Genomic DNA, 14,369 nt, shown 5'->3' on the forward strand with positions numbered 1-14,369 from the left:
GATACCTTGATGAGACAACCCGAGTGTTCACCGACTGAGACCCGATGGCCGTCCGATGGCTTGAACGAGCCTAGAAGCTTGGTGGTTGGCCGCTACCAACCGCTGGCTGACGGCAGCGGATGCCTGTGTTGCCCGCTACCCGACCAAACTTGCCTTCTGCAGTCGCTTCAGAAGACAAAGAGAAGCGCCGGTCAATGTTGACCATTGGCGATTTTCTTTGGCTTCTTGGGATTACGCCCTCGCCGGCATACGCCTGCAAAAACGCAGCCCCCACAAAGCACAAAAAGGCCGGCGGTGAAAAACCGCCAGCCTTCGCACAGCGCGTTGAAACTTACTTGATTTCAACCTTCGCGCCGGCTTCTTCCAGCTTCTTCTTAGCTTCTTCAGCCGCAGCCTTGGGTACCGCTTCCTTAACGGGCTTCGGTGCGCCATCGACCAGATCCTTCGCTTCCTTCAGGCCGAGACCCGTCAGTTCGCGAACAGCCTTAATGACCGAGACCTTGTTTGCACCGGTTTCAGCCAGGATGACCGTGAATTCGGTCTGCTCTTCAGCAGCAGCAGCGCCGCCGCCTGCGCCTGCCGGGCCTGCCACTGCAACAGCTGCTGCCGACACGCCAAACTTTTCTTCGAACGCCTTAACCAGCTCGTTCAGTTCCAGAACCGACATCGAGCCTACGGCTTCGAGGATGTCTTCTTTTGCGATTGCCATTTGAAATACTCCTAAATTGAATTCGGATACAGCCAGCGATCAATCACGCTCGACTGAAGTGCATTACGCAGCGGTTTCTTCGCCTTGTTTCTTTTCAGCCAGCGCGGCCAGAGCGCGCGCGAAGCCAGAAACAGGTGCCTGCATAACGTACAACAGCTTGGAGAGCAGTTCTTCGCGGCTCGGGATGCTCGCCAGCGCTTGCACGCCAGCCTTGTCCATCACCTTGCCTTCGTAGGAACCAGCCTTGATGACCAACTTGTCATTGCTCTTGCTGAAGTCATTGACGACCTTAGCAGCAGCAATTGCATCTTCCGAGATGCCGTAGATCAGGGGGCCAGTCATCTGCTCTGCCAGCGGAGCAAACGGGGTACCTTCGACAGCGCGACGCGCCAGCGTGTTCTTCAACACGCGAAGGTAAACCTGTTGCTCACGCGCTTTCGCGCGCAGCTTGGTCAGATCGCCAACCGCGATTCCACGATACTCAGCCAGAACCACGGTCTGAGCTTTCGCGACTTGCGCGGCAACCTCAGCGACGACGGCCTGCTTGCTTTCTTTGTTGAGTGGCACGGTTAACCTCCAGATTCGATACACGCAGCGTGCGCCTTGTGTACCGCGTTCAATAACGGCGTCCGACCAGTCAGGAGTATTTCGACCGCACAAAGCCCGCATCGCTACGGACATCCAACGGCTTCATCACTACAAAACCTTTTCGGGTTCGCCATCTGCGTTGGCTTTACATTAAGGACCCGCCTACCTGCTGCGTGCCCACCAACGGTCTTTGACAACCGGTTACGCGATGCAGACTGCCACCTCGCAACCGCCCAAAGCCCTTACAAACCGCTCCGGCTCGCACCTGAGCGGCCAAATTCATTACTGTGCAGCGATCGACGTCTGGTCGACGCGAACGCCAACACCCATCGTGCTCGACAGAGCGACCTTGCGCAGGTACACGCCCTTGCTCGTTGCGGGCTTCGCCTTTTGCAGCGCTTCGATCAGCGCGTTCAGGTTGTTGCGCAGAGCAGTCGGTTCGAACGAAGCACGGCCGATGGTTGCGTGGATAATACCGGCCTTGTCGACACGGAATTGCACCTGACCAGCCTTGGCATTCTTGACCGCGGTCGCGACGTCCGGCGTGACAGTGCCGACCTTCGGGTTCGGCATCAGGCCGCGCGGGCCGAGGATCTGACCGAGCGTACCGACGATACGCATCGTGTCCGGCGAAGCGATCACGATGTCGAAGTTCAGGTTGCCGGCCTTGACCTGTTCAGCCAGGTCTTCCATACCGACCACGTCTGCACCAGCTGCACGAGCCTGTTCAGCCTTTTCGCCCTGGGCGAACACAGCGACGCGGACCGACTTACCGGTACCCGCGGGCAGCACGACCGAGCCGCGAACGACTTGGTCCGACTTCTTCGCGTCAATGCCGAGTTGTACGGCGACGTCGATCGACTCGTCGAACTTCGCGCTTGCGCATTCCTTCACGAGCGACAGAGCGTCTTCGATCGGGTACAACTTCTGACGGTCAACCTTGGCTGCAAATGCTTGCAGACGCTTCGAAAGCTTAGCCATTTACACGCCCTCCACGGTGATGCCCATCGAGCGGGCGCTACCAGCGATCGTACGAACCGCTGCGTCCAGATCAGCAGCCGTTAGATCGGGCATCTTGGTCTTAGCGATGTCTTCAGCTTGAGCGCGGGTGATCTTGCCGACCTTGTCGGTATGCGGCTTGCTGGAACCCTTGTCCAGCTTCGCTGCCTTCTTGATCAGAACCGTAGCCGGCGGCGTCTTCAGGACGAACGTGAAGCTCTTGTCCGCAAACGCCGTAATCACGACAGGAATCGGCAGACCCGGTTCCATTGCTTGAGTCTGCGCGTTGAACGCCTTGCAGAACTCCATGATGTTCAGGCCGCGCTGGCCTAGTGCCGGACCGACCGGCGGCGACGGGTTGGCTTTACCTGCAGGAATCTGCAGCTTGATAAAGCCGATGATTTTCTTTGCCATTTCGAGAACCTCTTTGGAACGTAGGCTTGCGTGCAAACGTTCAGTGAGTAGTAGCGCGTGTTCGCCAACAAAGTCGGCTAGTTACGCTCCTCAACGGCCATTACGCGAACCGTAAGCGCGAAATACGGAACGCACCGGGCGGTGCGTTCCGTAAAATCTGGATCACAACTTTTCGACCTGGCCGAATTCCAGCTCGACCGGCGTTGCGCGGCCGAAGATCGTAACGGAAACACGGACTCGCGACTTTTCGTAGTTCACTTCTTCGACGCTACCGTTGAAATCAGTGAACGGGCCTTCCTTCACCCGCACCATCTCGCCTACTTCGAACAGGGTCTTCGGACGCGGCTTCTCCACGCCTTCCTGCATCTGCGACATGATTTTTTCAACTTCCCTAGGGGAAATCGGGCTCGGACGATTACGCGCCCCACCGACAAAACCGGTCACCTTTGCCGTATTCTTCACAAGGTGCCACGTTTCGTCTGTCATCTCCATTTCGACCAGCACGTAGCCGGGAAAGAACCGACGTTCTGTCACTGATTTGTGACCGCCCTTCACCTCGACAACTTCTTCTGTCGGAACGAGGATCTGGCCAAACTGGTTCTGCATGCCGGCACGCTCGATACGCTCCTGAAGCGCTCGTTGCACGCTTTTCTCCATGCCGGAGTAAGCGTGCACTACGTACCAACGTTTACCGCTCGGGGATGCCGGAGTATCACTCATATCATTTCCAACCCAGAATCGCCGAGAAAATCGCCCATTCAATGGATTTATCACAAACCCAGAGAAAGATTGCCATCACGACTACGAAGCCGAACACTACGAGGGTTGTCTGGGTGGCCTCTTTGCGAGTGGGCCAAACAACCTTGCGGACTTCTTTGTACGAGTCTTTGGCGAAAGCGATAAAACCCTTGCCTGGCGCTGAGAGAAGACCGACTGCAACACCCGCGATCGCACCAACAGCCAAGGCAGCTCCGCGGATGTACCATTCCTGGCCACTTAGCCAGAAGAACCCCACGAACCCGGCCAAGACCAGCAACACACCTGCGATCAACATCAACTTGTCGCCGGATGTATTTACAGTTTCGACGGAAGGATTCGCCATAATACCTTAACGAAGCGCCACTACGACGCGATAGTTGGCAGGGGCAGAGGGAATCGAACCCCCAACCTTCGGTTTTGGAGACCGACGCTCTGCCAGTTGAGCTATACCCCTAAACCATTTGGGACTGACGACACCGCCAACCCCGATACAACCGATTATCGAGAACTGCCTGGCGTTACTCGATGATCTTTGCGACGACACCAGCGCCGACCGTACGGCCGCCTTCGCGAATTGCGAAGCGCAGACCTTCTTCCATCGCGATCGGGTTGATCAGCTTCACCGTGATCGACACGTTGTCGCCCGGCATCACCATTTCCTTGTCCTTCGGCAGCTCGATCGAGCCCGTCACGTCGGTCGTACGGAAGTAGAACTGCGGACGGTAGTTGTTGAAGAACGGCGTGTGACGGCCGCCTTCGTCCTTGCTCAGCACGTACACCTCAGCCGTGAAGTGCGTGTGCGGGTTGATCGAACCCGGCTTGGCCAGAACCTGGCCACGCTCCACGTCTTCGCGCTTCGTGCCGCGCAGCAGGATACCAACGTTGTCGCCTGCCTGACCCTGGTCGAGCAGCTTGCGGAACATTTCCACGCCCGTGCAGGTCGTCTTCACCGTCGGCTTGATACCGACGATTTCGATTTCTTCACCGACCTTGACGACGCCGCGCTCCACGCGACCCGTCACCACCGTGCCACGACCCGAGATCGAGAACACGTCTTCCACCGGCATCAGGAACGAACCGTCAATCGCGCGCTCGGGCGTCGGGATGTACGTGTCCAGCGCGTCGGCCAGGTTCATGATCGCCACTTCGCCCAGCTCACCCTTGTCGCCTTCCAGCGCCAGCTTGGCCGAACCCTTGATGATCGGCGTGTCGTCGCCCGGGAAGTCGTACTTCGACAGAAGTTCGCGGACTTCCATCTCGACGAGCTCCAGCAGCTCGGCATCGTCCACCATGTCGCACTTGTTCAGGAACACGATGATGTACGGAACGCCAACCTGACGCGCCAGCAGGATGTGCTCACGCGTTTGCGGCATCGGGCCGTCAGCGGCCGAGCACACCAGGATTGCGCCGTCCATCTGTGCCGCGCCCGTGATCATGTTCTTCACGTAGTCAGCGTGGCCCGGGCAGTCGACGTGTGCGTAGTGGCGGTTAGCCGTTTCGTACTCGACGTGCGCGGTGTTGATGGTAATACCACGCGCCTTCTCTTCCGGCGCAGCGTCGATCTGGTCGTACGCCTTCGCTTCGCCGCCAAACTTCTGCGTCAGAACCGTCGTGATCGCTGCCGTCAGCGTGGTCTTGCCGTGGTCAACGTGACCGATCGTGCCCACGTTCACGTGCGGCTTGGTCCGCTCAAACTTACCCTTGGCCATTTTCGACTCCTAAGAGGATTTTCCGTACGTTGCGCCGGGCGCAAACAATCACCGAGTACATCTGGTGCCCATGGGCAGGATCGAACTGCCGACCTCTCCCTTACCAAGGGAGTGCTCTACCACTGAGCCACATGGGCGCTACATCCGTGTTGCTGGAGCGGGTGAAGGGAATCGAACCCTCGTCGTAAGCTTGGAAGGCTTCTGCTCTACCATTGAGCTACACCCGCAAGAATTATGGATTCCCAACAACCGCTACAACTCGCATTCTGGTGGAGGAGGTTGGATTCGAACCAACGTAGGCGTAAGCCAACAGATTTACAGTCTGCCCCCTTTAGCCACTCGGGCACCCCTCCGCAGAGAACTGATGATTATGGTGGAACAACACCTTCTTGTCAAGACCTGCTTGACCGTTCCGAACCCAACGTTCTCACTTATATAGTGATTGATTGCCAGTCTTCCGTAAACGCAGAAACCCCACCGCGAGGGGTGGGGTTTCTGGCCTGGGAGGGAGCCTGACGATTACCTACTTTCACACGGGCAATCCGCACTATCATCGGCGTGGAGTCGTTTCACGGTCCTGTTCGGGATGGGAAGGGGTGGGACCGACTCGCTATGGTCATCAGGCATGACGGGTTGCTGCGTCGCTACGGGTGAGCGCCACAGCCAATCGGGAAGAAGCGTAAAGGATTCGTGTGTGGGGGTTGTGCTGTTTCTGGCACAACATGGATCTCAACCGGTGAAACCCACCGGTTATAGGATCAAGCCTTACGGGCAATTAGTATCAGTTAGCTCAGTACATTACTGTACGTGCACACCTGACCTATCAACGTCCTGGTCTTGAACGACCCTTCAAGGGGCTCGAAGCCCCGGGGATATCTCATCTTAAGGCGAGTTTCCCGCTTAGATGCTTTCAGCGGTTATCTCTTCCGAACATAGCTACCCGGCGATGCCACTGGCGTGACAACCGGTACACCAGAGGTTCGTCCACTCCGGTCCTCTCGTACTAGGAGCAGCCCCCTTCAAATATCCAGCGCCCACGGCAGATAGGGACCAAACTGTCTCACGACGTTTTAAACCCAGCTCACGTACCTCTTTAAATGGCGAACAGCCATACCCTTGGGACCGGCTACAGCCCCAGGATGAGATGAGCCGACATCGAGGTGCCAAACACCGCCGTCGATATGAACTCTTGGGCGGTATCAGCCTGTTATCCCCAGAGTACCTTTTATCCGTTGAGCGATGGCCCTTCCATACAGAACCACCGGATCACTATGACCTGCTTTCGCACCTGTTCGACTTGTCAGTCTCACAGTCAAGCACGCTTATGCCATTGCACTATCAGCACGATTTCCGACCGTACCTAGCGTACCTTCGTACTCCTCCGTTACACTTTGGGAGGAGACCGCCCCAGTCAAACTGCCTACCATGCACTGTCCCCGACCCGGATCACGGGCCAAGGTTAGAACCTCAAACAGATCAGGGTGGTATTTCAAGGACGGCTCCACGCAGACTGGCGTCCACGCTTCATAGCCTCCCACCTATCCTACACAGACCGGTTCAAAGTCCAATGCAAAGCTACAGTAAAGGTTCATGGGGTCTTTCCGTCTAGCCGCGGGGAGATTGCATCATCACAAACACTTCAACTTCGCTGAGTCTCGGGAGGAGACAGTGTGGCCATCGTTACGCCATTCGTGCAGGTCGGAACTTACCCGACAAGGAATTTCGCTACCTTAGGACCGTTATAGTTACGGCCGCCGTTTACCGGGACTTCAATCAGGAGCTTGCACCCCATCATTTAATCTTCCGGCACCGGGCAGGCGTCACACCCTATACGTCCACTTTCGTGTTTGCAGAGTGCTGTGTTTTTATTAAACAGTCGCAGCCACCAGTTTATTGCAACCCCTTCACCCTCTGCGCGCAGGCGCATCAAGCTACCAGGGCGTACCTTATCCCGAAGTTACGGTACCAATTTGCCGAGTTCCTTCTCCCGAGTTCTCTCAAGCGCCTTAGAATACTCATCTCGCCCACCTGTGTCGGTTTGCGGTACGGTCACTGTGAAACTGAAGCTTAGAGGCTTTTCCTGGAACCCCTTCCAGTTGCTTCGCTTCCGAAGAAGCTCGCGCCACACCCTTGAGTCCTGTGCCCGGATTTGCCAAAGCACCCTCTTCAATGCAGCGACCGGGACTTCCAACACCCGGACAACCTTCCGCGATCCGTCCCCCCATCGCATTTCACAATGGTGCAGAAATATTAATCTGCTTCCCATCAGCTACGCATTTCTGCCTCGCCTTAGGGGCCGACTCACCCTACGCCGATGAACGTTGCGTAGGAAACCTTGGGCTTACGGCGAGGGGGCCTTTCACCCCCTTTATCGCTACTCATGTCAGCATTCGCACTTCCGATACCTCCAGCACACTTTCCAGTGCACCTTCGCAGGCTTACGGAACGCTCTCCTACCATGCGTGCAAAGCACGCATCCGCAGCTTCGGTATATGGCTTAGCCCCGTTACATCTTCCGCGCAGGACGACTCGATCAGTGAGCTATTACGCTTTCTTTAAAGGGTGGCTGCTTCTAAGCCAACCTCCTGACTGTTTTAGCCTTCCCACTTCGTTTCCCACTTAGCCATATTTGGGGACCTTAGCTGGCGGTCTGGGTTGTTTCCCTCTTGACACCGGACGTTAGCACCCGATGTCTGTCTCCCGTGATTGCACTCTTCGGTATTCGGAGTTTGCTATGGCGTAGTAATCCGCAATGGACCCCACAACCATGACAGTGCTCTACCCCCGAAGGTGATACACGAGGCACTACCTAAATAGTTTTCGGAGAGAACCAGCTATTTCCAGGTTTGTTTAGCCTTTCACCCCTATCCACAGCTCATCCCCTAACTTTTCAACGTTAGTGGGTTCGGTCCTCCAGCACGTGTTACCGTGCCTTCAACCTGGCCATGGATAGATCACCTGGTTTCGGGTCTACACCCAGCGACTGGACGCCCTGTTCGGACTCGCTTTCGCTACGCCTGCCCTAATCGGTTAAGCTCGCCACTGAATGTAAGTCGCTGACCCATTATACAAAAGGTACGCCGTCACCCCTTGCGAGGCTCCGACTGTTTGTATGCATGCGGTTTCAGGATCTGTTTCACTCCCCTCCCGGGGTTCTTTTCGCCTTTCCCTCACGGTACTGGTTCACTATCGGTCGATCACGAGTATTTAGCCTTGGAGGATGGTCCCCCCATCTTCAGACAGGATTTCACGTGTCCCGCCCTACTTGTCGTACACCCAGTTCTTTCATAATGTTTTCGCCTACGGGGCTATCACCCGCTATGGCCGCACTTTCCAGAGCGTTCGGCTAACACTACAAATAAAGAGTACAGGCTGGTCCCATTTCGCTCGCCACTACTCTGGGAATCTCGGTTGATTTCTTTTCCTGCGGTTACTTAGATGTTTCAGTTCACCGCGTTCGCTTCGCGTAGCCTATGGATTCAGCTACGGATACTCCATTAGGAGTGGGTTTCCCCATTCGGACATCGACGGATCAAAGCTCGTTTGCCAGCTCCCCGTCGCTTTTCGCAGGCTACCGCGTCCTTCATCGCCTGTGATCGCCAAGGCATCCACCACATGCACTTGTTCGCTTGACCCTATAACGGGTGAGTCTCTCTCGAAACGCACTGCGTTACAGGTTGAGTATTCGTGTTGCGCCGTATTCCAAAGCGATCTCTCGATCACTTAAAAATACATCGATACAATCACAACCCTGATTCACCTACTCACGCGCCCATCTCTAAGCACGCTTTCGTGAATCTCTTTACTACTTCTTCCTGATTGTTAAAGAACGACAGCCGATAGCGGGTTGCCCCGTACCGCTCTGACTGGCTCAATCGCCAATGCCAAGTACTCAGCAGCACTTCCTGCTGAACCCTTGGCATTGAAGATTGGTGGAGGATGACGGGATCGAACCGACGACCCCCTGCTTGCAAAGCAGGTGCTCTCCCAGCTGAGCTAATCCCCCAGTCATACACAGATAGTTACCTGTCACTCCGGGGTGGACCAGTCAGCACCACAGACAAGACAGTGGTGGGTCTGGATGGATTCGAACCATCGACCCCCGCCTTATCAAGACGGTGCTCTAACCGACTGAGCTACAGACCCCTGAGTCTGTCTGCGTTTCTTCTTCTAACCACAGCCGATAAGCGTGAGCACTTGCGCAGCAATGCGTAGCTCTGGAAAGGAGGTGATCCAGCCGCACCTTCCGATACGGCTACCTTGTTACGACTTCACCCCAGTCATGAATCCTACCGTGGTGACCGTCCTCCTTGCGGTTAGACTAGCCACTTCTGGTAAAACCCACTCCCATGGTGTGACGGGCGGTGTGTACAAGACCCGGGAACGTATTCACCGCGGCATGCTGATCCGCGATTACTAGCGATTCCAGCTTCACGCACTCGAGTTGCAGAGTGCGATCCGGACTACGATCGGTTTTCTGGGATTGGCTCCACCTCGCGGCTTGGCAACCCTCTGTTCCGACCATTGTATGACGTGTGAAGCCCTACCCATAAGGGCCATGAGGACTTGACGTCATCCCCACCTTCCTCCGGTTTGTCACCGGCAGTCTCCCTGGAGTGCTCTTGCGTAGCAACTAGGGACAAGGGTTGCGCTCGTTGCGGGACTTAACCCAACATCTCACGACACGAGCTGACGACAGCCATGCAGCACCTGTGTTATGGCTCCCTTTCGGGCACCCCCACCTCTCGGCAGGGTTCCATACATGTCAAGGGTAGGTAAGGTTTTTCGCGTTGCATCGAATTAATCCACATCATCCACCGCTTGTGCGGGTCCCCGTCAATTCCTTTGAGTTTTAATCTTGCGACCGTACTCCCCAGGCGGTCAACTTCACGCGTTAGCTACGTTACCAAGCCAATGAAGGCCCGACAACCAGTTGACATCGTTTAGGGCGTGGACTACCAGGGTATCTAATCCTGTTTGCTCCCCACGCTTTCGTGCATGAGCGTCAGTATTGACCCAGGGGGCTGCCTTCGCCATCGGTATTCCTCCACATCTCTACGCATTTCACTGCTACACGTGGAATTCTACCCCCCTCTGCCATACTCCAGCGATGCAGTCACCAATGCAGTTCCCAGGTTAAGCCCGGGGATTTCACATCGGTCTTACATCACCGCCTGCGCACGCTTTACGCCCAGTAATTCCGATTAACGCTCGCACCCTACGTATTACCGCGGCTGCTGGCACGTAGTTAGCCGGTGCTTATTCTTCCGGTACCGTCATCCCCCGGCCATATTAGGACCAGGGATTTCTTCCCGGACAAAAGTGCTTTACAACCCGAAGGCCTTCTTCACACACGCGGCATTGCTGGATCAGGCTTGCGCCCATTGTCCAAAATTCCCCACTGCTGCCTCCCGTAGGAGTCTGGGCCGTGTCTCAGTCCCAGTGTGGCTGGTCGTCCTCTCAGACCAGCTACAGATCGTCGGCTTGGTAGGCCTTTACCCCACCAACTACCTAATCTGCCATCGGCCGCCCCTGCAGCGCGAGGTCTTGCGATCCCCCGCTTTCCTCCTCAGAGCGTATGCGGTATTAATCCGGCTTTCGCCGGGCTATCCCCCACTCCAGGACACGTTCCGATGTATTACTCACCCGTTCGCCACTCGCCACCAGACCGAAGTCCGTGCTGCCGTTCGACTTGCATGTGTAAGGCATGCCGCCAGCGTTCAATCTGAGCCAGGATCAAACTCTTCAGTTCAAACCTGTTACTGTTTTCGGGCTCTCTCGAACCCGGTCGCTCACTCAACGTACTGACGAAGTGTCCAGCCATCTTCCGATGACCAGACCTTCCTTTCATTACTGTGTGAGGCTTCTGATACTTTTGCCATGCAGCAGATTCCTCAGAATCCGCCGCCGCACTCCGCATCAAGCGCCCACACTTATCGGCTGTTAGTTTTTAAAGATCGGTCGCACCACCCGCCGCACCTGAACTACCCGGCACCGCTTCGTTTGCGTCGCTGCGTCTGCAGCAGAGAAACGAGATTATGGAGACTCTTCCCCACTTCGTCAACACCCATTTTTGCTTTCGCTTAAAAAAAGTTGCGACTCATTTCCGGGCGGCGTTCACTACAGCCTCGACAGGAACAGCATCGGCCATAGCCGCGTAGCCTGCATCGCTCGGATGGATATGGTCGCCGCTATCGAAAGCGCGCTGCAAACGATCCGGCTGCGCCCGGTCACGCAGCGCCGCGTCGAAATCGACAACGCCGTCGAACGCTTGACTGGTCCGAATCCATCTATTAACCGCCAGCCGGATGTTTTCCCGCTCCGGCGGCAGCGAAGCCGGCGTCAGCGTCGCGCCGAACACCTTGACGCCATCGCGCCGCGCGGCGGTGATCACTCGCTGGTAGCCGGCAATCAGATCAGCGGCCGTGACCGACGTATGCGGAAAATCGCAGTCGAGCCCGCCATGAGGTGGCATTGCCGCAAAGTTGATGTCGTTGATACCAATCAGCAGGATCGCGGCCTTGACGCCCGGACGTTGCAAAACGTCGCGGTCGAAGCGGCTCGCGAGCGCGTCGCCATAGCACGGCGAGTCACTGAGAAGCCGGTTTCCACTGATGCCAAGATTCAGGATCGCGGTCGACTGTGCGCCGCTTGCCGCCCCCCGCCGAGCCAGCGCATCCGGCCAGCGACGGTTCTGGTTCAGGCTGGAGCGCATGCCGTCGGTAATCGAGTCGCCGATCGCGGCCACGGCTGCCGACGGCGACGGCGCCTCCACCGACAAGCCCGTTACCCACACATATTGCGTGAAACGGCCGCGAAACGCCGCGGCGGACTCGTCGGCTGCGTGACTGCCGGGCTCCGACACATAATTCACCTGATTCGACACGCGGTGCCACGCCACGATCCGCTGCTCGGGCCCCATAAACGTGCTAATCGCATACGGCGCGCCTTCGACGACGTCGATTGCGATCGGATCGCTGTCCAGCTCACCGCCCGGAGGAATGCTGACCGCGCCCTTGCCGCCGAACGTCACCCGACTACCGGCGCCCTCGAGCGCCGCCCCACCGCCAGCGGAGCGCGCGATGCGCAGCTCCTCGATGACGAGCCGCGTCTTGCCGTACGCATTGCTCAAATGAATTCGCGCCGTCTTCCCCGACAACGTCGGATAAACGATTTGCCGAACCGTACGCCCGGCGACTTCCGGCGCGCGATACAGCGGCGACAACTCGGCCCGCTGCGGAATCGGTTGCAGCGCGGTCGCCCACACCGCGACCCAATGCTCGGGCGGCTCGGCAGCGAACGCGCTCGAGGAACAGACGATCGGAGCAAATTGGGCAAGCAGCGCCGCGCCGCATGCGGCAGCCAGGGTGCGAATGGTCATTCGGAGGATCGGTTCGAGGCGAAATGGGCATTGTGCCCGATCGTCGTAGCAATCGCCGGCAATTGCAGGCAAGTCAGCTCACCGCTGGACTCGGCGGCCGTGGCCGCTCGAACTCACGCCGTTTGCTGACTCATAATCTTCAGCGCGACCGCTTCGGCAACCTCGATTCCGTCGATGGCCGCCGAGTAGATCCCGCCCGCATACCCCGCGCCCTCGCCCGCGGGATACAGCCCCTTAACGTTGACACTCTGGTAATCGTCGCCACGACGCACGCGCACCGGCGATGACGTTCGCGTTTCGACACCGGTAAGCACGGCGTCATGCATCGCGAAACCGGCGATTTTTTTCTCCATCTGCGGCAGCGCTTCGCGGATCGCTTCGATCGCGTAGTCGGGCAGGGCGGTGCTGAGATCAGTGGGCCTCACGCCCGGCTTGTACGACGGCACGACCGAGCCGAGCGACGTGGACGGCCGCCCCGCGATGAAGTCGCCGACCAGCTGCCCCGGCGCCATATAGTTGCCGCCGCCGAGCTCGAATGCCCGCTCTTCCCACTTGCGCTGGAATGCGATGCCGGCAAGTGGGCCGCCCGGGTAGTCATCTGGGGTAATTCCGACCACGATGCCCGCGTTCGCGTTGCGCTCCGCACGCGAGTACTGGCTCATGCCGTTCGTGACAACACGCCCCGGCTCGGACGTCGCCGCCACAACGGTGCCGCCCGGACACATGCAGAAGCTATACACCGCGCGCCCGTTGCTGCAGTGGTGCACAACCTTATAGTCGGCTGCGCCGAGCTGTTTGTGACCGGCAAATTTCCCAAAACGGCTGCGATCGATCACACCCTGCGGATGCTCGATCCGGAAGCCGAGCGAGAACGGCTTCGCTTCGACATACACGCCGCGATCGAACAGCATCTGGAAAGTGTCTCGTGCGCTATGGCCGACCGCCAGCACAACGTGATCACAGCGCAGCGTCTCACCGGTTGACAGTTTCAGCCCGCGCACCTGGCCGTTGTCGATGTCGATGTCCTCGACGCGTGTCTCGAAACGCACCTCGCCGCCCAGTTCGTGGATGCTCGCGCGCATCTTCTCAACCATGCTGACGAGGCGGAACGTGCCGATATGGGGCCGGCTCAGGTACAGAATGTCCTCCGGCGCGCCGGCCCGCACGAATTCGTCGAGCACCTTGCGGCCGTAGTGCTTCGGGTCCTTGATCTGGCTGTAAAGCTTGCCGTCCGAAAACGTACCCGCGCCGCCCTCGCCGAACTGCACGTTCGACTCGGGATTCAACACCGATTTGCGCCACAGGCCAAACGTGTCCTTGGTGCGCTCGCGCACGGCCTTGCCGCGTTCGAGGATGATCGGCCGGAAGCCCATTTGCGCGAGGATCAGGCCCGCGAACAAGCCGCACGGCCCCATGCCGATCACGACCGGACGAGGCGTGCTCAATTGCGCGGGCGCCTGGGCGACGAACTTGTAGCTCATGTCCGGCGTCACGCTGCAATGCGGCACGTCGGCGAGCCGCTTCAGCGCGGCCGCTTCATCCTTGACCTCGACATCAATGATGTAGGTGAGCTTGATGTCGGCGCGCTTGCGCGCGTCGTGCGCGCGGCGAAACACGGTGTATCGGATGAGTCCGTCCCGCGCCACGCCGAGTTCCGCGAGGCGTGCAAGGATGGCCGCTTCGAGGGCGCTCTCGGGGTGATCGAGCGGGAGTTTGATTTCGCTTAGACGTAACATGAGTACCGGAGATGCAAGTGGGCCGCAAATCGCGGCCAATTCGCAATTTTACCGGCGTAAGTGTCGGAGCGGGG

Annotated in this window: 10 protein-coding genes, 6 tRNA genes and 3 rRNA genes; 1 reads left to right on the plus strand and 18 read right to left on the minus strand. The window is 57.9% G+C overall.

Annotated features, from left to right (window positions below; all coding sequences use genetic code 11):
• Nucleotides 1-85 precede the first annotated feature (85 nt).
• Entirely contained in the window at nt 86-298 is a 213-nt protein-coding gene (locus L0U81_RS14700; protein ID WP_233803753.1) for a hypothetical protein, read from the plus strand.
• A gap of 33 nt (nt 299-331) precedes the next feature.
• Here L0U81_RS14700 and rplL read toward each other — a convergent pair whose 3' ends face one another.
• The 18 genes from rplL to L0U81_RS14790 form a co-directional block, all read right to left on the minus strand.
• Nucleotides 332-709, minus strand: a complete 378-nt coding sequence (rplL, locus tag L0U81_RS14705; protein WP_167045402.1) for a 50S ribosomal protein L7/L12 — start codon at nt 707-709, stop codon at nt 332-334.
• Between the two features lie 63 nt (nt 710-772).
• Nucleotides 773-1,276 (minus strand): 50S ribosomal protein L10, encoded by a 504-nt coding sequence (rplJ, locus tag L0U81_RS14710; protein ID WP_169499938.1) that lies wholly within the window; start codon nt 1,274-1,276, stop codon nt 773-775.
• A 303-nt stretch (nt 1,277-1,579) separates the two neighbouring features.
• On the minus strand, nt 1,580-2,278 hold the full coding sequence (gene rplA / locus L0U81_RS14715) for a 50S ribosomal protein L1 (RefSeq protein ID WP_233803755.1): 699 nt from the start codon (nt 2,276-2,278) through the stop codon (nt 1,580-1,582).
• A complete protein-coding gene (gene rplK / locus L0U81_RS14720; protein WP_008922976.1) occupies nt 2,279-2,710 on the minus strand; it encodes a 50S ribosomal protein L11 in 432 nt (143 codons plus the stop codon).
• A 162-nt stretch (nt 2,711-2,872) separates the two neighbouring features.
• Nucleotides 2,873-3,430: a transcription termination/antitermination protein NusG gene (gene nusG, locus L0U81_RS14725; protein ID WP_008922975.1), complete on the minus strand. Its 558-nt coding sequence runs from the start codon at nt 3,428-3,430 to the stop codon at nt 2,873-2,875.
• Nucleotide 3,431: 1 nt separating this feature from the next.
• The gene (secE, locus tag L0U81_RS14730; protein ID WP_233803757.1) at nt 3,432-3,812 is read right to left on the minus strand and encodes a preprotein translocase subunit SecE; all 381 of its coding nucleotides are present in this window, start codon (nt 3,810-3,812) and stop codon (nt 3,432-3,434) included.
• Nucleotides 3,813-3,847: 35 nt separating this feature from the next.
• Nucleotides 3,848-3,923, minus strand: a tRNA-Trp gene (locus tag L0U81_RS14735).
• 64 nt (nt 3,924-3,987) lie between these two features.
• Nucleotides 3,988-5,178: an elongation factor Tu gene (gene tuf / locus L0U81_RS14740; RefSeq protein WP_187636117.1), complete on the minus strand. Its 1,191-nt coding sequence runs from the start codon at nt 5,176-5,178 to the stop codon at nt 3,988-3,990.
• Nucleotides 5,179-5,240: 62 nt separating this feature from the next.
• Nucleotides 5,241-5,315 (minus strand) — tRNA-Thr (locus tag L0U81_RS14745).
• Between the two features lie 16 nt (nt 5,316-5,331).
• A tRNA-Gly gene (locus L0U81_RS14750) sits at nt 5,332-5,405 on the minus strand.
• Between the two features lie 40 nt (nt 5,406-5,445).
• Nucleotides 5,446-5,531, minus strand: a tRNA-Tyr gene (locus L0U81_RS14755).
• Between the two features lie 157 nt (nt 5,532-5,688).
• Nucleotides 5,689-5,802, minus strand: a 5S ribosomal RNA gene (gene rrf, locus L0U81_RS14760).
• A 130-nt stretch (nt 5,803-5,932) separates the two neighbouring features.
• Nucleotides 5,933-8,813, minus strand: a 23S ribosomal RNA gene (locus L0U81_RS14765).
• A gap of 295 nt (nt 8,814-9,108) precedes the next feature.
• A tRNA-Ala gene (locus tag L0U81_RS14770) sits at nt 9,109-9,184 on the minus strand.
• 63 nt (nt 9,185-9,247) lie between these two features.
• A tRNA-Ile gene (locus L0U81_RS14775) sits at nt 9,248-9,324 on the minus strand.
• A gap of 75 nt (nt 9,325-9,399) precedes the next feature.
• Nucleotides 9,400-10,930, minus strand: a 16S ribosomal RNA gene (locus L0U81_RS14780).
• Together the 16S, 23S and 5S rRNA genes with 5 tRNA genes alongside form the textbook arrangement of a ribosomal RNA operon.
• Nucleotides 10,931-11,278: 348 nt before the next feature.
• Nucleotides 11,279-12,559 carry an SGNH/GDSL hydrolase family protein gene (locus L0U81_RS14785; RefSeq protein ID WP_233803759.1) on the minus strand — a complete coding sequence of 427 codons (1,281 nt, stop codon included), beginning with the start codon at nt 12,557-12,559 and terminating at the stop codon, nt 11,279-11,281.
• 113 nt (nt 12,560-12,672) lie between these two features.
• Nucleotides 12,673-14,295 (minus strand): NAD(P)/FAD-dependent oxidoreductase, encoded by a 1,623-nt coding sequence (locus L0U81_RS14790; RefSeq protein ID WP_233803761.1) that lies wholly within the window; start codon nt 14,293-14,295, stop codon nt 12,673-12,675.
• Nucleotides 14,296-14,369 lie beyond the last annotated feature (74 nt).

Source organism: Paraburkholderia sp. HP33-1, assembly GCF_021390595.1.
Taxonomy (GTDB): Bacteria; Pseudomonadota; Gammaproteobacteria; order Burkholderiales; family Burkholderiaceae; genus Paraburkholderia.